The sequence below is a fragment of the Actinoallomurus liliacearum genome (genome assembly GCF_039542035.1).
GTDB classification, from domain to species: Bacteria; Actinomycetota; Actinomycetes; order Streptosporangiales; family Streptosporangiaceae; genus Actinoallomurus; species Actinoallomurus liliacearum.
In genome coordinates this window covers 178,795-196,396 of the sequence record NZ_BAABHJ010000026.1, presented here as the reverse complement: position 1 = coordinate 196,396, position 17,602 = coordinate 178,795, and the positions used below count along the sequence as shown (strand labels likewise).

Below are 17,602 nucleotides of genomic sequence, written 5' to 3'. Positions count from 1 at the left end.
TAAGGCCAAACGACAACCATCCGAAGACAGTCGCCAAACCTTGAAGAGAAAAACAATCCCGACAAGAGTTATTCTTGCCAAAGAAATCCAAACCAACCATGACCAACCCCGAAGAGCCGACCACGATCAGCGAGGACCATAAAGGCACTGGCTTTTAGCACACTGTTGAGTTCTCAAGAAACGGACACACACCGTTGGAATTCTGTTTCCAGTTTCCCGTTCGGGGCTGTTGTCTCTAGCTTACCGATTTGTTTTCCTTTGTCGAATTGACCGACTCGGGATCACTTCTCGGTGCCGCCCAACATTTAACCACCGAAATCGAGGACTTCGGTAATCATCTGCTGGGAGGCTCCCGGTGACCGCGCCGCCATTCGGCGTCACGTACTCGACCGGATCGACACTCACGTTACCCCGCGCCAGAGATGCCTCTGTCACGAGCTTTCGTGGGGTGTCTTCCGCAGGGCCGGCCGCCTCTCGGCGTCCCGCTCCCCTGCGGGCAATAAGAACTCTACGTGCCTACGGCAGCAAGGTCAAATCCCGCCACCGGCACGTACGTATCCGCAGGTCAAGGTTCGCTGTTTGCGTTCTACCCCAGTGGTTCGGAGCGGAAACCTCAGACACTGAAACAACTTCAAGACCTTTGGCCCCAGGAGCCCACAGCGGACGTCTTGGGGACGATCCACCCCTGTTGGCCGACCTTTCGGGTCAGCCCCGGCGTGGGGCGTACCGCCTCGGCCGCCTCGCGGATGCCCGAGCCGGAGTTGCTCCGGTACCCGGCCCATGAGGGCGACCATCTCTACAACGGACCACGGCCGCCGGGAATTCCCAGCTAGGGGCCGAAGACCGCGAAGGCCGGCTCACCGGACCCTCGGGGTCCGGTGAGCCGGCCTCAGGACGGCGCGCGAACGGCGCCAGAGCCGCGGAGAGCGGTCAGGCGCTCGGCAGGGCCGCCAGTTGGGCCTCCAGACGGGCCACGTCGGCACGGGCCTGCTCCAGACGGCTCCGGGTCTTGGCGACGACCTTCTCCGGGGCCTTGGACATGAACTGCTCGTTGCCGAGCTTGCCCTCGGCCTGGGCGATCTCCTTGCGGGCGGCGGCGAGGTCCTTCTCGAGCCGGGCCCGCTCGGCCGCGACGTCGATGGCACCGGCCGTGTCCAGGCGCACGGTCACGCCGTCCACGGGCAGGGACGCGGTCGGGCTGAAGCCGTCCTCCGGGGGCGTCAGGCGCAGCAGCGTGCGGGCCGCCTCCTCGTACGCCGGGTCGATGCCCTCCAGCGACGCGGCGACCCGCTGGCCCGGCTTGAGCCCCTGGTCGGCGCGGAACCGGCGGACCTCGGTGACGAGCCGCTGGAACCCGACGATCTCCGCCTCGGCGCCCGGGTCGGCGAAGGCGCCCGGCCGCGGCCAGGGCGCCGCGACGATGGTCTCGCCCCCCGTCAGCGCCGTCCAGAGCTCCTCGGTGACGAAGGGCGTCAGCGGGTGCAGCAGCCGCAGCAGGACGTCGAGCACGTGCCCCAGGACCGCGGAGGCGTCGGCGCTCATCCCCGGGATCTTGGACAGCTCGACGTACCAGTCGCAGAACTCGTCCCACGCGAAGTGGTAGAGCGTCTCGCACGCCTTGGCGAACTCGAACCGCTCGAAGTGCGCCTCCACGTCCGCCACCACCGACGAGAGCCGGGAGACGATCCAGCGGTCCGCCACGGTCAGGTTCTCGGGCAGCCCCTCGCCGACCACGCCGACGCCGCCCGCCGGGCTCGTCGCGCCGTTCAGCAGCGCGAACCGGGTGGCGTTCCACAGCTTGTTGCAGAAATTGCGGGAGCCCTGGGCCCACTCCTCGCTGACCGCGACGTCGCTGCCGGGGTTGGCGCCGCGCAGCAGCGTGAAGCGGGTGGCGTCCGCGCCGTACCGGTCGATCCAGTCCAGCGGGTCGACGACGTTGCCGAACGACTTGGACATCTTCTTGCCGAACTGGTCGCGCACCATCCCGTGCAGCGCGATGACCTTGAAAGGCTCGACGCCGTCCATGGCGTACAGCCCGAACATCATCATCCGGGCCACCCAGAAGAACAGGATGTCGTACCCGGTGACCAGCACGGACGTCGGGTAGAACGCCCGCAGCTCGGGGGTGTCGTCGGGCCAGCCCAGGGTGGAGAAGGGCCACAGCGCCGAGGAGAACCACGTGTCGAGCACGTCGGTGTCCTGGGTCCAGCCCTCCGGTGCCTCCTCGCCGGGGCCGACGCACGCCATCTCGCCGTCGGGGCCGTACCAGACCGGAATGCGGTGCCCCCACCACAGCTGGCGGCTGATGCACCAGTCGTGCATGTTGTCGACCCACTCGAAGTAGCGGGGCGCCATCTCCTCCGGGGCGATGCGCACGCGGCCGTCGCGGACGGCGTCGCCGGCGGCCTTGGCGAGCGGGGCCACCTTGACGAACCACTGCAGCGACACCCGCGGCTCGACGATCGTCTTGCAGCGCGAGCAGTGGCCGACCGCGTGGACGTACGGGCGTTTCTCGGCGACGATGCGGCCCTGCTCGCGGAGTGCCGCGACGACGGCCGGGCGCGCCTCGAGCCGGTCCAGTCCCTGGAACGGGCCGTGCGCCGTGATCACGCCGCGCTCGTCCATCACCGAGATCGCGGGCAGGTCGTGGCGGCGTCCGATCTCGAAGTCGTTCGGGTCGTGGGCGGGGGTGACCTTCACGGCGCCGGTGCCGAACTCCGGGTCGACGTGCGCGTCCGCGACGATCGGGATGCGGCGGCCGGTCAGCGGCAGCTCGATCTCGGTGCCGACCAGGTGGGCGTAGCGCTCGTCGTCGGGGTGCACGGCCACGGCCGTGTCGCCGAGCATGGTCTCCGCCCGGGTGGTGGCGACCACGATCGACGCGTCGCCCTCGCCGTACCGGATCGAGACCAGCTCGCCCTCGTCGTCGGAGTGCTCGACCTCGATGTCGGACAGCGCGGTGAGGCAGCGCGGGCACCAGTTGATGATGCGCTCGGCGCGGTAGATCAGCCCGTCGTCGTACAGCCGCTTGAAGATCGTGAGGACGGCCCGGGACAGTCCCTCGTCCATCGTGAACCGCTCGCGGGTCCAGTCGACGCTGTCGCCGAGGCGGCGCATCTGGCCGAGGATCTTGCCGCCGGACTCGGCCTTCCACTCCCAGACCTTCTTGACGAAGGCCTCGCGGCCGAGGTCGTGGCGGGACAGGCCCTCCTGGGCGAGTTGCCGCTCGACGACGTTCTGGGTGGCGATGCCGGCGTGGTCCATGCCCGGCAGCCACAGCGTCGCGACACCACGCATCCGCTGCCAGCGGATGAGCGCGTCCTGGATCGAGTGGTCCAGCGCGTGGCCGACGTGCAGCGAACCCGTTACGTTCGGCGGCGGGATGACGATCGAGAAGTGGGGCTTGCCGGGTACGGCGTCCGGGGTGAAGTGGCCGCCGTCGATCCAGCGTTCGTAGAGCCGCCCCTCGACGTCGGCCGGGGTGTATTGAGTCGGCAGGTCAGCGCGCGAAGTCACGCGAAAAGTTTAGGGATGTTCCGGCGGCTCCGTGGCCGCGGCCCGCAGATCCGGATTTTCCCTCGGTAACGATCGTCCCGCCGGCCGCGCTCGCGCCCGGTCTCCCAGGCGGCGGCCGACGGCCTCGGGCGGGCGGCAACGTACGGTCGGGTCACCCCGGAGCGGGCGTCGCCGGGCGAGCCGCCGTGGCTTCGCCCCCACGTCGGCGGAAACGCCTGATCGCGGCCATGCCGAGAACCGACGGCCGCCGGCACCGGTGCCGGGGTGAATCGAGGAGTCCCGCGCCCGTCACCGGATCGGGCGGCACCTCGGGGCGAAGCCGTACGGCCTCAAGACCGGGCCGTACGGTACGGGTCGGAGGCCGGCCGCCTCTCCGGAGACGGAGAGGCGGTCAGGCCGACTTCTCGCGCGGCTCGCGCTTGGTCCGCTCGCGCGGCACCAGGGTGGGGTTGACGTGCTCCAGGACGGCCTCCCGGGTGATGACGACCCGGGCGACGTCGGCGCGGCTCGGCACCTCGTACATCACGGAGAGCAGGACCTCCTCCATGATGGCGCGCAGGCCACGGGCACCCGTGCCGCGCAGGATCGCCTGGTCGGCGATGGCCTCGAGGGCGTCGTCGGTGAACTCCAGGTCGACGCCGTCCAGCTCGAACAGCCGGTGGTACTGCTTGACCAGGGCGTTGCGCGGCTCGGTGAGGATGCTGATCAGCGCCTCACGGTCGAGGTTGTGCACGCTCGTGATCACGGGCAGCCGGCCGACGAACTCCGGGATCATGCCGAACTTCAGGAGGTCCTCGGGCATGACGTCGGCGAACAGGTCGGCGGTGTCGTCACCGTCGTCCTTGGTGCGCAGGACCGCGTTGAAGCCGATGCCCTGCTTGCCGACTCGCTGCTCGACGATCTTCTCCAGGCCGGCGAACGCGCCGCCGCAGATGAACAGCACGTTGGTCGTGTCGATCTGGATGAACTCCTGGTGCGGGTGCTTGCGGCCGCCCTGCGGCGGGACGCTCGCGGTCGTCCCCTCCAGGATCTTCAGCAGCGCCTGCTGAACGCCCTCCCCCGAGACGTCCCGCGTGATCGAGGGGTTCTCGCTCTTACGAGCGACCTTGTCCACCTCGTCGATGTAGATGATGCCGGTCTCGGCCTTCTTGACGTCGTAGTCGGCGGCCTGGATCAGCTTCAGCAGGATGTTCTCGACGTCCTCGCCGACGTAGCCGGCCTCGGTCAGGGCGGTGGCGTCGGCGATGGCGAACGGAACGTTGAGCAGTTTGGCGAGCGTCTGCGCGAGGAGCGTCTTACCGGAACCGGTCGGGCCCAGCAGCAGGATGTTCGACTTGGCGAGCTCGACGCCCTCGTCCCTGCCGCCGCTGCCCGACTGGATCCGCTTGTAGTGGTTGTACACCGCCACGGACAGGGCCTTCTTCGCCTTGTCCTGCCCGATCACGTACGAGTCCAGGAACTCGAAGATCTCCCGTGGCTTCGGCAGGTTGTCCCACTTGAGATCGGAGGACTCGGAGAGCTCCTCCTCGATGATCTCGTTACAAAGATCGATGCACTCGTCGCAGATGTACACGCCCGGACCCGCGATGAGCTTCTTGACCTGCTTCTGGCTCTTTCCGCAGAACGAACACTTGAGCAGGTCACCACCGTCGCCGATGCGTGCCACCCTGTCTCCTTTTCGTGGGCCGCTCACCCGCTATGAGCGGGGCGAGGGAGCGTGCTGAGGCTCTCGACGTTGTGTCTCGACGTTACCGTCTCCTGGACCGTGAGTGAGCCCTCTGGCGTGGTCAATCTGGCGGACACCGGGGCGTCACCCACAGGCCGCTTATGACGACACTACCTCGGAAGCGCGCTTCTTGCGGCTGGCGATGATGTCATCGACCAGACCGTAAGCCTTGGCCTCCTCGGCGGTGAGGAAACGGTCGCGCTCGATGTCCCGGCGGACCTTCTCCACGTCCTGGCCGCTGTGCTTGGCCAGGATCTGCTCCATCTCCTCGCGGATCCGGAGGATCTCGTTCGCCTGGATCTCGATGTCGCTGGCCTGCCCGTAGCCGCCCTCGGTGGCGGGCTGGTGGATCAGGATCCGCGAGTGCGGCAGCGCGGCCCGCTTGCCGGGCGTTCCGGCCCCCAGCAGCACCGCCGCGGCCGACGCGGCCTGCCCGATGCAGACCGTCTGGATGTCGCACCGGACGAACTGCATGGTGTCGTAGATCGCCGTCATGGCGGTGTACGAGCCACCGGGCGAGTTGATGTAGATGCTGATGTCGCGCTCGGGGTCGATGGACTCCAGCGTGAACAGCTGAGCCATCACGTCGTTGGCCGAGGCGTCGTCGATCTGCACGCCCAGGAAGATGATCCGCTCCTCGAAGAGCTTGTTGTACGGATTCATCTCCTTGACGCCGTACGTCGTGCGCTCGACGAAGGACGGGATGATGTATCGGCTTTCCACCGGCTGGACGCCGGCCCGAATCTCGTGGTTCACGGTGTTCAGTCCCCTAGGGTCAAAAGTCATGACACCGCGCCTTCCGAGGCGACCTGGTTGGCGTTGTGCACGACGTGGTCGATGAAGCCGTAGTCCTTCGCCTCTTCCGCGGTGAACCACCGGTCGCGGTCGGAGTCGTTCTGGATCTGCTCGAGCGGCTGACCGGTGTGGAAGGCGATGCGCTCGGCGAGCGTCGTCTTCACGTAGAGCATCTGCTCGGCCTGGATCCTGATGTCGGCGGCGGTGCCCCCGATGCCACCGGACGGCTGGTGCATCATGATGCGCGCGTGCGGCAGGGCGTAACGCTTGCCCGGCGTGCCGGCGCAGAGCAGGAACTGCCCCATCGAGGCGGCCAGGCCCATTCCGACCGTCGCGACGTCGTTCGGGACGTACTGCATCATGTCGTAGATCGCCATACCGGCGGTCACGGAGCCGCCCGGCGAGTTGATGTAGAGGTAGATGTCCCGCCGGGAGTCCTCGGCCGCCAGCAGCAGCAGCTCCGAGCAGATGCGGTTGGAGATGTCGTCGTCGACCTGCTGACCGAGGAAGATGATGCGCTCGCGCAGCAGCCGCTGATAAAGCTGGTCCCCCAGCGGCAGGAGGGGCGCCTCGGCCGTACGCGCGTCTACGCGCGACGGACGGTCGAAGGTCGGAGGCGTGGTCACTGCGTCACCTGCTCCGGTTCGTTGTTCGTGGTCGGTTGATTGCGACATTAACGCGCTGGAGCGGCGGGTTAAGCCGCCGGGGCGGCTTGTTCGCTTTCGGCGTGGAAGACGGAGGCGGGAATACGGACGGGCCGGCGCCACCGGCGCCGGCCCGTCCGGAAATTCAGCCTGCTCAGGCGTCCGTCTTCTCATCTTCGGCCGCAGCGGTCTCAGCGGCGTCGGCGGTGTCGGCGCCGGTCTCTGCGGCGGCCTCCGCCTCGTCCTCACCGGCGAGCCGGCGCTGCAGCGCGGCCAGGTCGACCTCGGCGCCGTTCTCGTCGGTGGCCTTGACGTGCTCGACGACGAGGTTGAGGGCCTTGCTGCGCAGGACCTCGGACACCACGGCCGGGATCTGGTTGTTCTCGGTCAGGTGCCGCGCCAGGACGTCGGGCTGCACGCCCATCTGCAGGGCGTTGGAGACGACGTACTCCGTCAGCTCCTCGTTCTCGACGGTCAGCTCCTCCTGGAGGGCGAGCTGGTCGAGGATGAAGCCGCCCTTGACCGCCTCGCGGGCGTCCTTCTGCAGCTCCTCGTCGTACTCCTCGGCGGTCTGCTCCTGCTGCTCAAGGTACTTCTCGCGGTCCAGGCCGTACATCTGGAGCTGCTGGTCGAGCTGCTCGTTGCGGCGCTGGACCTCGCTCTCGATCACGCTGTCCGGGAGCGGGATGTCGATCTTCTCCATGAGCGCCTCGAGGGCCTTGTCACGGGCCTGGCCGAGCTGCTGGGCGCGCTTCTGCTGCTCCAGCCGCTTGCGGACGTCCTCGCGCAGCTCCTCGATCGTGTCGAACTCGCTGGCGAGCTGGGCGAACTCGTCGTCGAACTCGGGCAGCTCCTTGATCTTCACGCTCTGCACGGTGACCGTGATCTCGGCCTCCTCGCCGGCGTGCTCGCCGCCGACCAGAGTGGAGGTGAAGGTCTTGGACTCCTCGGCGGTCATGCCGGCGAGCTGCTCGTCGAGCCCGTCGATCGAGGAGTTGCTGCCCACCTCGTAGGAGTAGCCGGTGGTGCGGGCGTCCTCGACGTCCTCGCCGTCGATCTTCGCGGCGAGGTCGATGGAGACGAAGTCGCCCTCCTGCGCCGGCCGGTCCGCGTTGGTCAGCGTCGCGAAGCGCTCGCGGAGGTTGGAGATCGTCTGCTCGATCTCCTCGTCGGTCACGTCGACGGAGTCAACGGTGATCTCCAGGCCGTCGTAGTCCGGCACGTCGAACTTCGGCCGGATGTCGACCTCGGCGGTGAACGCGAACTGCTCGTTGTCCTGCAGCTCGGTGATCTCCACGTCGGGCTGGCCGAGGGCGAAGACCTCGCTCTCCTGGACGGCGCGACCGTACAGGTCGGGCAGCGCGTCGTTGACCGCCTCCTGCAGGACCGCGCCCCGTCCGACGTACTGGTCGATCAGGCGGGCCGGCACCTTGCCCGGGCGGAAGCCCTTGATGCGGACCTGCTGCGAGATCTCCTTGTACGCCTTGTCGAGGTTGGGCTTCAGCTCGTCGAAAGGCACCTCGACGGTGAGCTTGACCCGGGTCGGGCTCAGCTCCTCAACATCGGTCTTCACTGGGGCGGTCTCCTTGATCCGGCCGCGGCACGGATTTCACGTTGGATGTCGTGGGCGGCGGCGTTGTCAGCCGGTCGCGGGCACGCCGAATGCGGGCACCGCGCGCCTTCGCGCGCCAAGTCTATGGTGTTCGGCCATGTCCACGGACAGGCGGGGCGGCAATGCGTGCCCAAGTATTGCGAAAGGGCGCTCATTCCGGAGGCCCCCCCTGGCCGCCGTCGGGTTCCTCAGCACGAGGATCTCCACAGTGGGCACCAGGAAGCACCCACGAATCAGTAAATGTCATGCCATGATGCTGCGATGCTCCAGACCCGCGTCCTCAGCCTGTGCCTGCTCGGCGCGCTGGCCCTGTCCGCGGCAGGCTGCGGCGGGGTGGACAAGAAGGCGTGCGGCCGCCTGGAGAACACCCTGAACGGCATCCGCCGGCAGGCCATGGCGCAGGTCGACGACCCCACCCAGGTGGCGCGGACGTACGCCTCCGGCGCCGCGACGCTCCGGGGCCAGGCGAAGAAGACGGACGGGAACCTGCGCAAGTCCGCCGAGAAGGCGGCCGGCGCGCTGGACCAGCTGGGCCGGCAGGTGCAGGCGGCCGCGGACGGTACCGGGTCGAGCGTCGACTCGTCCGCGCTGATCGCCGCCACCAACGATCTCAAGCACACCTGCGGCTCCTGAACCCCCGGATCACGCCGTACCGCGCGTCATCTCTGGGGACGGCACGTCGTACCGCGCGTCGGCACGGCGTTCGTACGGCGTGGCGGGCGGGACAAGGGACCTTCGTCCCCGGATTGGGGGATCTTCGTCTCACCGCGGCCACACCCGTCCTCATTAGCGTGGTACCCGTGTGCACCCTGGACCCTGGGTGAGGAGTGTCCTGTGTACGACTCCGGTGGCCTGGAGATCCTGTCGGATGAGGAGTGCCGTCGGCTGATCACCGCGGTCCCGCTCGGCCGGATCGTCTTCACGGACCGGGCGCTCCCCGCGATCCAGCCGGTCAACTTTCTCATGTCCAACGGCGAGGTGATCATCCGAACGTCGTCCGGGTCGAAGCTCGCCGCGGCGGCCCGTAACGCCGTGGTGGCGTTCGAGGTCGACGAGTTCGACCCGGCGATTCAGGCCGGCTGGTCCGTGGTGATCGTCGGACACGCCCGCATCGTGTCGGAGAACGGCGAACTCTCCGAACTCCGCGGGCTGCCGCTGCGTACGTGGGCGCCGTCCGCCCAGGACCACTTCATCGCCATCACTCCGGAGCTGATCTCCGGTCGCCGGCTGCCCAAGGCGGCCTGACCGCCGCCTCCTCAGGCCGTACCTGCTTCCCGACGCGGATCAGGCGCGTACCTTCTCGACGCCGACCGCACGCGCGCACGCCGCGCAGCAGAAGATCCGGTCGCCGGCCTCCGCGCCGTGCCCGAGAACCCGGCAGCCACAGTGCTCGCACACCGGGGCGATCGCGTGCGCGGCGCACTCCACGCTGTCGAACACACGAGACGCACCGTCCGCCGTGATGACGGTGAACGCCTTGTCGTACTCATTGCCGCAGACATCACAGTGAGCCATGAGATAACCCCCGAGTTTCGTCAACCGCCACATCCCTAGCGGTTCCCCGTCGGTCGGCGGTCGAAGCGACTGCGGAGAGAGTTCGCGCAGGTGGAGGCCTGCCCCGCGCGGTCGGCCACGGTCCGGAGCGGGCAGGACCCTCACCATGCGACAGATCACGCTGGGAAGCCCCGCGTTCGGCGACCACGCGGAGATTCCGAAGGAGTACGCACACGAGGCCGGCGACGTCTCGCCGCCGCTGCGGTGGTCGGAGGTGCCGGAGGAGGCGGTCGAACTGGTCCTCAGGTGCGAGGACCCGGACGCCCCCGTCGGCACGTTCGTCCACTGGCTGCTCGCGGGGATTCCGCCGGAGACCGAGGGCATGGCGGCGGGCGACCCGCCGACCGGCGCCGTGCCGGGGCGCAACGACTACGGCCGTCCCGGCTACGGCGGCCCGCACCCGCCTCCCGGCGACCGGCCGCACCGGTACGTGTTCCGGTTGCTGGCCCTGTCCGAGCGTTCGGACCTGGCGCCCGGGTTCTCGGCCCGGGATCTGGACGAGGCGGTGGCGGACAGGGTCCTCGCGACCGGCACCCTGGTCGGCCGCTACGGCAGGTGAGCCGCATGTTTCCCGTCCGGCGGGTAGCGCGGAGCGGGAAGAGGACGTCTACGACGGAGGAGGAAACGTGGCAGACCGTACCGCCCCCGAGGTCGGGACGCTGTGGGAGGAGTTCCACCGGCTCGTCAACATGACCTCGGAGGAACTGCGAACGTGGTTGCTGACCGTCACCTCGGGTGAGGAGGCCTTCCCCGACGATCCCGACAAGCTGTGGTTCGGCCTCGGGACCGAGGTGGTGAAGATCCTCGGGAAGCGCAAGGTGGACCTGACCGACGACGACCTGGAGACCATGCGCCGCACGGTCGACGAGATCACCCGGCGGCTGGAGTCGCGGCCGGAACGCGGCGCGGTGAACGACGCGTGGCGCCGGTCGCTGATGACCCTCGGACACGACCCGCTCAGGCCGGACCGGCGCGGAAGCGGTGACCTGCCGTGAGCCCGCACCGGCCGCGATGACCCGATGAGACGAGGAACCCCCGGGCGTGCCGCCCGGGGGTTCCTCGTGATGCGGGATGTCGGGCTGGGGAGATTCGAACTCCCGACCCCTGCGACCCAAACGCAGTGCGCTACCAAGCTGCGCTACAGCCCGTGAGCCACCGAGTGTACCGAAAAGCCGCCCTTCCCGGCTGCCACACTGTTCTCACGTACGGTGACAGGGTCGCTGGTAGCGGGTAGGGCTCGGCGCACCGGCCGACGGACCACCGTACGCCGGGCTCAGCGGCACGGAAAATAACGGGCCAAAGGGAATTCAGCTCCAAATCGGAAATGTACCGGCGCGCCATGGGACCCCTCCCCCACGCACCCGACGAGGACACTTCGCCCGGTTTGTCACCAGCCGATATTCACGGTCAGTAATCACGTCGGCGCTAAAAGTGATCTTATTAATGGTGCGATCAATTAATGCGTCCACGGTGGTCGCAAAGCGCCTCTGATCAGCTACTCTAATGCACACGTCACACGATCGGGAGTCCGGGAGCCCCGCGTCCGTCGCGGGTTCCGGCGCCTCGACCGTCACTGCCGGTAATGCGGAAGATCGCCTCGAGAGGCGTTACGAGATCGTTTTTAAAGGCCGCTCAGCAGCGGGTTCGCCCGCGACCGCGGCGACCGAGGAGTGCCGCCGACACCCGCGGGTGTCGCACAACAGAAAAGGCATCAGGGCCGCCCCCATCTCCGACCGGGGACTGTTGGCGCAGCCGGCGGTAGACGCGGGCGGCCCCCTCCTCCATCGAACCTGCCGGTTTCGGGAACAGACAAGGCTCGCGGGAGTTCATGAAATGGCTATTTCACGCATTTTGCCGCCATTGCACTGGCCACACGGCGGTCACGGGTTGCCATCGCGTCCTACCGTACGCCACCGGCGGTCCGCCGGTCGGAGGTTTGGCGCTTCCGACCGCGGGGAACCGCCCACGGCCACCGGCGGTCGCCATGGATGACATGGGGACACGGTCGTCGGCCGCCACGAGCGGGACATCGGGCGCGGCCGCCGTCCTGGCCGGGGCGCCTCCGTCCTCGACCGTCACCGACGACGGGACACCACCGGTGGCGGCCACCATGGACGAACGGACGTCGTCCGCGCGCAAGGGGGGCGCGTCCTCGCCCGCGCGGCACCGCCACGCCCGTCCCCGCCCCCGGCGGAACCGCGGCGTCCTGTACGTCGCCGGTGGACTGTTCGGGGCGAGCGGGACCGGATGGTGGCTCTCGGAGGCCCGCCACGACGGCCTGCACATCACCGGCCTGCGCCTGCCACCGTCGGTGGTGCTCTGGGGCCTGGTCGGGCTGGCCGGCTGGGGGACGATCCTCCTCCTCGGCGAACTGACGCTGTTCGTCCTCGCGATCGTCAACGTCGCGGATCGTGAGGTGCACGACCGCTGCCGCAACCTGATGATTTTGTGGGGATACGTCCTGACGCTCGGCACGCCCCGCCTCTTCCGGAGACTGCCCGCGCAGTTCGCCCAGCTGTTCACCGAGGAGGGGACGGCCTCCCGGCCCACACGGCCCGCCCGCGACCGGCCGGCCGGCCGACGACCGCGCCGTACCCGGCCGCCACAGGACCGAGGATAGGGACCGAGCGTGCCTACGATCACCGCCCACGCGTGCACAACCGGGGTCCGGGAACCGGTACGCTACGCGAGGGACGTTGTGGGATCGGCGGTCATCCGCTCTTCTCCGGCGCACGCGGGCGTAGCTCAATGGTAGAGCCCCAGTCTTCCAAACTGGCTACGCGGGTTCGATTCCCGTCGCCCGCTCCAACGACAAGGCCCAGGTCAACCGGCATCCGGCGACCTGGGCCTTCGATTTTCGACCGGCCTTACGCGTGTAGGGCGCTCCCCCATCGCTCCTGAGGCATGGTCCGCTTCCCTGACGGGTGCGCGAGGCAGAGGGGATGACCCGGCGCGAGCGCGTCGCTGCGCGAAGCAGGATCAAGAACCCGTGTCGGCCCCGGGTGCGGCTGGATGGAAGTAGACGGTCACGCTGCACCGTTGCTCCCGTGATCGGGCCGCTGGACGTGTTCCCGACGGCTTGGGGTGGGGACATGGCAGGCACGGTGTCCCTCTCCAGGTCCCCCAGGTTCGCGCAGGTCAGAGGCGGGTTGGAGGCACGGGGGCGTCCGGCTCAGTTCAGGCGGGCTCGGAGGAGGCAGAACTCGTTGCCTTCGGGGTCGGCCAGGACGTGCCATGGCTCCTCGCCGGTCTGGCCGATGTCGGCCGGGCGCGCCCCGAGTTTCAGAAGGCGTTCGAGTTCGGCGTCCTGATCGCGGTCGGTGGCGTTGACGTCGAAGTGCAACCGCAGCCTGCCCGCCTTGGGCTCGGTCGTGGGGATGAAGACCAGAGTCGGCTGCAACCCGCCGAATCCCTCCTGCGGTCCGATCTCCACCGCGCCTTCGTCGTCGGTGTCGAGCACGATGAAGCCCAGCACCTCGCACCAGAACTCCGCCAGCGATTGCGGATCCCGGCAAGGGATTATCAGTTCGGAGATGCGACAAGCCATGACCGGCACCCTACGAGGCCACAGGGCCGCCCACCACCGGATTCCTGGCCGCCTGCTTCCCAGCGGTCTTGAGAGCGTCGCCCAGGGCCTTGGCGATCATCCTGTCTCGGTCCTGGCTTGCGCGCTCAAGCGGCGGCAGCTTCGCCGAGGGGATGCGGAAGGCCGAGGGTGACACGGCGGTAGGCGATGGCGGCGAGAGCGAACGCCAGGCCACCGACGGTGAAGAGCACGTCGGTGGCTCCGTTCGCGAACAGGTACCAGAACGAGGGGTGCGAGGTTCCCAGGGTCTGTGCCGTCGTCAGCCCAGTGAATCCTTTCGGCAGGATCCCGGTGACCCGGACCAGATCGTCTCCGACACCCGAGACCCCACGTGCCGCGAGGAGCACGGCTCCCGTCCACGCGGCGGAGAGAAGCATCCATCGAGGGACCCGCCGACCCCACGGCTGAGCCAGGGCCAACGGCAGCAGGGCTCCGACGATGACCATGAGAACGACGATCAACGAGAACACCTGAACGACGACCTGCCCGGCCCCATGCTGATCCGAAGCGGAGGGGAACTCGAGGCCGGTGATGTACCAGACGACGTGCCAGGCCAGAAAGACCATCACCCAGGCGAACGCCATATAGGCGGTCCTTCGATTAGCGCGCAGGACATCGTCGCGCCTGCGGCGATCCGGCGATGTCCGGTCGGCTCGCCGCGGTCGGGCATACGAGGCGAGCAAGCCTCCGAGGGGTTTCACATCGTCGATCATCATTCGGGCCACCGCATCGGCACGTCCCCCTTCCGGGGGGTGATGCTCCCCTGAAAGGCGGAGACGGCTTCGCACAGCTCGCCATCGTCCCTCGTGCCCGTCCGTGCCGTGGGTCGGGGAAGTGGAGATCCCGATGCCCGCGGCCAGTCGCCGGGTTCCGAAAGAACCACGGGAATCACCCGCTTGCCGACGCAAGCCGCTTCCGGACGGTCACCCCCTGCAAACCCATACAGACAAGATCGGATGGCATGGCCTGCGCCAGCCGTCCCAATGGTCAGGAGTGCCTGATGGCAAGGGAAACGCACGTCACGGTCACGAACGGTCCCGGGGCCGAGTCGACCGCGCTCCGGGAAGGGGCCGAGAAACTCGGAGTCGGTGTGCAGGAAGTGACGACCGTACCTGCGGGCTACCAGGACGGTCTGGGCGCCGGCGTCACCTACAAGGTGACCACCGAAGGCCGCTGACGCATCGCTTCAGAGGGTCCGCCCACCGGTGAGCCCAAGCATGGACGGTCCTTCCTCTCCGGGGAAGGACCGTCTCCTTGGGTGCCGCAAAGAGGTGTCCGGCCAAGGCCTCCGGCCTTCCACCGCCGCCCGGATCTCATCAGCGACCAGACCGCAGGACCTGCGAGCAGCGAGAACACCTGGTCCTGCCGACCATCGACGAACTGCGAACGCTCGACGACCACCGTCTGTCTCCCCCATCACTCACATCAGCCGCCGGAGGTGTTCCCGACGGCCGGCGCGTAGGGACGCCGTGGAGGACCTCACGCTCGTGCACCGAAGGGCTCGAACCGCGGGGGCGGCTGTCAGTCCCCATTCGTAGGATCACCGCATGTCCGATGCCTTCACCGTCTTGTGGACCCATGACACATGTCGTGCGCTGCGCAAGGCGGGTCGCGTGGGTGAGCGGCCGCCAGTCGCCTTCAGTGGTGTCCACTCCTCTCTGCCCGCCTGGTCGGGGGCACGCGTTGGGGACGAGGTGTACGCGCTGCACGTCAACCGGTGCGTCGTGTACGTGGTGACTCGGATGCGGGTGATCGACATGGAGCGGCGCGACTGCTGCGGCACCGAGCCGGCGACATGGCGGGATCCGGCTTTCGCCGGGCACGGTGACTGGTCGATGCTCGGCGTCGACGGCTGCGGCGCAGCAGCGGTGCACGTGGACGCGACGCCGGTGCGCTTCGACACGCCGATTCCGGGTGAGCTTCTGACAAGGCTCGAATGGCGTAACCGCCGAGGGCGGACACGCACGTTGAAATACGTGGTGGACGGCCGTCTCGAACGCTCGATCAGCCTCCAGGGGTTCTACCGTCTGGTCGCCGAGTCCGCTGCCGAGCTAGCGGAGCTCTCCGGCGACGCGGTGTAGACGGGCTGCCCGGCCCACATCCGTGTACTCACGCGACAGGTCCGGGGCCGCGCGGACTCACAGCTTGCCGTCGATCAGCACGGGGCGGTGGCCCTCCAGGCGCCGGGCGAACTCTTCGACGAACTCCGGTCGAAACGGGGGCCAGTTCCAGAATGTGAAGCCCAGGTGACCGAAGACGAAGTAGTCATCGGCCCACTTCCATGCGGTCGGCTGCACCCGGCGTGAGCACGCCGGGCAGGGGATGACGACGTCGCGGCCTTCGTCCCAGCCATGTACGACGTCACGGAAGGGCTCCCATGCCGCATCGTCGAGCTGGAAGTACTCGTCGACCAGTTCGATCTCCCTTGAGCAGTACGGACAGGTCACGGCCCTGGGCTCGCCTTGTCCGCCGTCGAAGACGGTACGGGTCGTGGTGATGTCCAGGCCATTCGTCCACACGTCCTGCCAGGGGGTGCTCCAGCCGGAGGCGTCCACGGCCTCATCGGCGCGTGGGCCGGGCGGATACCCGAGATCGCTGACCAGCACACAGTCGGTGCGATCCGCCAGTATGACGCTGGAAGAGATCAGCCAGTCCCGTACCTCCGAGGCCAAGGCGGCTGCGTTCTGCGGTGCCACCTGCACGTCGACGATCGTCTGAAACCAGTCCCCCACGACGACTCCCTGCTCATCACTCTCATCACCGCGAACGGTGCGAACCTACGGCAGGGAACCGATGAACATGCCCGGTGCGGGCAGGCCCTCTTCCCGAGGCCTCGGGAAGAGGGCCTGCCCGCAGCGCTTCACAGGAAGCGCTGCAGCATGACGACGAAGTCGTCATATCCCTGTTCGCGGAGATATACGAGAAACACGTCCATCGGTGGAAGGTTGCTCCGATAGGGCGCTGAAGACGGGCCCGCGTACAGCCCGCCGCCAGGCCCTGCGTATAAGCCACCTCCAGGGCCCGTGTAGAGGCCACCGCCAGGACCGGTGTACAGCCCGCCGCCCGGACCGGTGTACAGACCCCCGCCGGGCCCCGCGTACAGTCCGCCCCCGGGGCCGGCATAGAGGCCGCCGCCGGGACCGGCGTACAGTCCGCCGCCCGGACCGGTGGACCTCCCACCGCCCGGGCCGGTGTACTCGCCGCCGCCGGGACCGGCGTAGAGGCCGCCGCCCGGACCCGCATAACGGTCCCTGGGCCACATGTTGATAATCATGCGGCGAGTGTAAGAGCGGTGCCTGACGCCGGGTACTGACGGGAACGACAGACAACGCCGTACGGCCACGGTCTGCGACGTCTCGTCGAGCGTCCGAGCGAGGCTTCCGTCGCGGTCACCCGGGCGTGCCGCCTTCGTGAACGCCAAAGAGGCCGCCGCCGGGCCCATGCGAGCGAAATGCTCGGTGAGCAGGGGGAACTGGGCGGGGATTCGGGCAGGTCTCCCGTATTCGTACTCGCATTCACCGAGCGTTCGGCACCCATGCGGCCGGACTCGCGCCGATCACGGGCTGTTTCGGCTGGGCGTTGCCCGTCCGTACCGCCGGCCTCGAGCGGTGACCTTCAGGGTGAACGGATACCGCCTGTCGGAGCTGGTCGAAGACCCTGTCGCGGTCGAGCGTTCGTTGGCTCGTCTCGCCAAGGTGCTGGTGGACGCCCAAGCCCACGTGATCCAGCGGGGCCCGCCCGACCTGGCGGATCATCTCGCCGACTTGACCCGCCGGTTGCGGGCCGACGGAGACGCGATCGACGACGCTTTCGATCACGCTTTCCGGGAGGTCACGAGCGCGGCCGCCGACGCCTGTACGGAAGCCGTCCGGCGGAGTGGCATCTCCTCACCGGAAGACGGTGAGGCGCGGATGTACCAGGTGCTCACGTGAAGCCTCGTGGACCTGGTGACGGTCCGCATCGGCGGTCATGGCACCTTCGAGCATCAGGCGGGGGATCCGGCCAAGATCGATGAGGGGCCGGTTCCGAATACTCGGTGAACACCGGAACTGGGTGGAGATTCGGGCAGGTCGTTCGGATTCGTACTCGCGTTCACCGAGCGTACGGCGCCCATACGGGCAGGAGCCGGCGCGTTGACCAGGACGGCGCACGGCCGGACGACGCACGGC

Annotated in this window: 17 protein-coding genes and 2 tRNA genes; 9 read left to right on the top strand and 10 right to left on the bottom strand. The window is 68.2% G+C overall.

The window, feature by feature from the left end; all coding sequences use genetic code 11:
- Window positions 1-930 precede the first annotated feature (930 nt).
- The 5 genes from ABD978_RS31590 to tig form a co-directional block, all read right to left on the bottom strand.
- Window positions 931-3,516: a valine--tRNA ligase gene (locus ABD978_RS31590; protein ID WP_345362963.1), complete on the bottom strand. Its 2,586-nt coding sequence runs from the start codon at window positions 3,514-3,516 to the stop codon at window positions 931-933.
- A gap of 391 nt (window positions 3,517-3,907) precedes the next feature.
- Window positions 3,908-5,182, bottom strand: a complete 1,275-nt coding sequence (clpX, locus tag ABD978_RS31585; protein WP_345362961.1) for an ATP-dependent Clp protease ATP-binding subunit ClpX — start codon at window positions 5,180-5,182, stop codon at window positions 3,908-3,910.
- 159 nt (window positions 5,183-5,341) lie between these two features.
- The gene (locus tag ABD978_RS31580) at window positions 5,342-6,028 is read right to left on the bottom strand and encodes an ATP-dependent Clp protease proteolytic subunit (RefSeq protein ID WP_345362959.1); all 687 of its coding nucleotides are present in this window, start codon (window positions 6,026-6,028) and stop codon (window positions 5,342-5,344) included.
- On the bottom strand, window positions 6,025-6,663 hold the full coding sequence (locus ABD978_RS31575; protein ID WP_345362957.1) for an ATP-dependent Clp protease proteolytic subunit: 639 nt from the start codon (window positions 6,661-6,663) through the stop codon (window positions 6,025-6,027). The genes ABD978_RS31580 and ABD978_RS31575 overlap by 4 nt, the downstream gene beginning before the upstream one ends.
- A gap of 172 nt (window positions 6,664-6,835) precedes the next feature.
- Window positions 6,836-8,254 (bottom strand): trigger factor, encoded by a 1,419-nt coding sequence (tig, locus tag ABD978_RS31570; RefSeq protein WP_345362955.1) that lies wholly within the window; start codon window positions 8,252-8,254, stop codon window positions 6,836-6,838.
- 300 nt (window positions 8,255-8,554) lie between these two features.
- Between tig and ABD978_RS31565 the strand changes: the two genes are divergently transcribed.
- A complete protein-coding gene (locus tag ABD978_RS31565; protein ID WP_345362953.1) occupies window positions 8,555-8,926 on the top strand; it encodes a hypothetical protein in 372 nt (123 codons plus the stop codon).
- A gap of 201 nt (window positions 8,927-9,127) precedes the next feature.
- Window positions 9,128-9,538: a pyridoxamine 5'-phosphate oxidase family protein gene (locus ABD978_RS31560; RefSeq protein ID WP_345362951.1), complete on the top strand. Its 411-nt coding sequence runs from the start codon at window positions 9,128-9,130 to the stop codon at window positions 9,536-9,538.
- A 39-nt stretch (window positions 9,539-9,577) separates the two neighbouring features.
- Here ABD978_RS31560 and ABD978_RS31555 read toward each other — a convergent pair whose 3' ends face one another.
- A complete protein-coding gene (locus tag ABD978_RS31555; protein ID WP_252786627.1) occupies window positions 9,578-9,808 on the bottom strand; it encodes a hypothetical protein in 231 nt (76 codons plus the stop codon).
- Window positions 9,809-9,953: 145 nt separating this feature from the next.
- Between ABD978_RS31555 and ABD978_RS31550 the strand changes: the two genes are divergently transcribed.
- Together ABD978_RS31550 and ABD978_RS31545 are read left to right on the top strand one after the other, a co-directional pair.
- On the top strand, window positions 9,954-10,406 hold the full coding sequence (locus ABD978_RS31550; protein WP_345362948.1) for a YbhB/YbcL family Raf kinase inhibitor-like protein: 453 nt from the start codon (window positions 9,954-9,956) through the stop codon (window positions 10,404-10,406).
- A gap of 67 nt (window positions 10,407-10,473) precedes the next feature.
- Window positions 10,474-10,842 carry a DUF3140 domain-containing protein gene (locus ABD978_RS31545; protein ID WP_345362946.1) on the top strand — a complete coding sequence of 123 codons (369 nt, stop codon included), beginning with the start codon at window positions 10,474-10,476 and terminating at the stop codon, window positions 10,840-10,842.
- A 79-nt stretch (window positions 10,843-10,921) separates the two neighbouring features.
- On the opposite strand, the gene ABD978_RS31540 is transcribed toward ABD978_RS31545, so the two are convergent.
- Window positions 10,922-10,995, bottom strand: a tRNA-Pro gene (locus tag ABD978_RS31540).
- A gap of 845 nt (window positions 10,996-11,840) precedes the next feature.
- Here ABD978_RS31540 and ABD978_RS31535 point away from each other — a divergent pair.
- Together ABD978_RS31535 and ABD978_RS31530 are read left to right on the top strand one after the other, a co-directional pair.
- Window positions 11,841-12,467, top strand: coding sequence for a hypothetical protein (locus ABD978_RS31535; protein WP_345362944.1), 627 nt, complete (start codon window positions 11,841-11,843; stop codon window positions 12,465-12,467).
- 114 nt (window positions 12,468-12,581) lie between these two features.
- Window positions 12,582-12,655, top strand: a tRNA-Gly gene (locus tag ABD978_RS31530).
- Between the two features lie 364 nt (window positions 12,656-13,019).
- On the opposite strand, the gene ABD978_RS31525 is transcribed toward ABD978_RS31530, so the two are convergent.
- Both ABD978_RS31525 and ABD978_RS31520 read right to left on the bottom strand, forming a co-directional pair.
- Window positions 13,020-13,394, bottom strand: a complete 375-nt coding sequence (locus ABD978_RS31525) for a VOC family protein (RefSeq protein WP_345362942.1) — start codon at window positions 13,392-13,394, stop codon at window positions 13,020-13,022.
- A 125-nt stretch (window positions 13,395-13,519) separates the two neighbouring features.
- Window positions 13,520-14,149, bottom strand: coding sequence for a DUF3995 domain-containing protein (locus ABD978_RS31520; protein WP_345362940.1), 630 nt, complete (start codon window positions 14,147-14,149; stop codon window positions 13,520-13,522).
- 284 nt (window positions 14,150-14,433) lie between these two features.
- On the opposite strand from ABD978_RS31520, the gene ABD978_RS31515 reads away from it, so the two are divergent.
- Window positions 14,434-14,610, top strand: a complete 177-nt coding sequence (locus ABD978_RS31515; protein WP_345362938.1) for a hypothetical protein — start codon at window positions 14,434-14,436, stop codon at window positions 14,608-14,610.
- A 370-nt stretch (window positions 14,611-14,980) separates the two neighbouring features.
- Window positions 14,981-15,514 (top strand): hypothetical protein, encoded by a 534-nt coding sequence (locus tag ABD978_RS31510; protein WP_345362936.1) that lies wholly within the window; start codon window positions 14,981-14,983, stop codon window positions 15,512-15,514.
- A 57-nt stretch (window positions 15,515-15,571) separates the two neighbouring features.
- Here ABD978_RS31510 and ABD978_RS31505 read toward each other — a convergent pair whose 3' ends face one another.
- On the bottom strand, window positions 15,572-16,165 hold the full coding sequence (locus ABD978_RS31505) for a hypothetical protein (protein ID WP_345362934.1): 594 nt from the start codon (window positions 16,163-16,165) through the stop codon (window positions 15,572-15,574).
- Window positions 16,166-17,041: 876 nt separating this feature from the next.
- Between ABD978_RS31505 and ABD978_RS31500 the strand changes: the two genes are divergently transcribed.
- Entirely contained in the window at window positions 17,042-17,365 is a 324-nt protein-coding gene (locus ABD978_RS31500; protein ID WP_345362932.1) for a hypothetical protein, read from the top strand.
- Window positions 17,366-17,602 lie beyond the last annotated feature (237 nt).

Bases quoted from the DNA above. Each gene is read 5' to 3' on its own strand.
- ABD978_RS31580 (WP_345362959.1), bottom strand. From the start codon at position 6,028: ATGACTTTTGACCCTAGGGGACTGAACACCGTGAACCACGAGATTCGG.
- ABD978_RS31565 (WP_345362953.1), top strand. From the start codon at position 8,555: ATGCTCCAGACCCGCGTCCTCAGCCTGTGCCTGCTCGGCGCGCTGGCC.
- ABD978_RS31555 (WP_252786627.1), bottom strand. From the start codon at position 9,808: ATGGCTCACTGTGATGTCTGCGGCAATGAGTACGACAAGGCGTTCACC.
- ABD978_RS31550 (WP_345362948.1), top strand. From the start codon at position 9,954: ATGCGACAGATCACGCTGGGAAGCCCCGCGTTCGGCGACCACGCGGAG.
- ABD978_RS31535 (WP_345362944.1), top strand. From the start codon at position 11,841: ATGGGGACACGGTCGTCGGCCGCCACGAGCGGGACATCGGGCGCGGCC.
- ABD978_RS31525 (WP_345362942.1), bottom strand. From the start codon at position 13,394: ATGGCTTGTCGCATCTCCGAACTGATAATCCCTTGCCGGGATCCGCAA.
- ABD978_RS31520 (WP_345362940.1), bottom strand. From the start codon at position 14,149: ATGATGATCGACGATGTGAAACCCCTCGGAGGCTTGCTCGCCTCGTAT.
- ABD978_RS31515 (WP_345362938.1), top strand. From the start codon at position 14,434: ATGGCAAGGGAAACGCACGTCACGGTCACGAACGGTCCCGGGGCCGAG.
- ABD978_RS31510 (WP_345362936.1), top strand. From the start codon at position 14,981: ATGTCCGATGCCTTCACCGTCTTGTGGACCCATGACACATGTCGTGCG.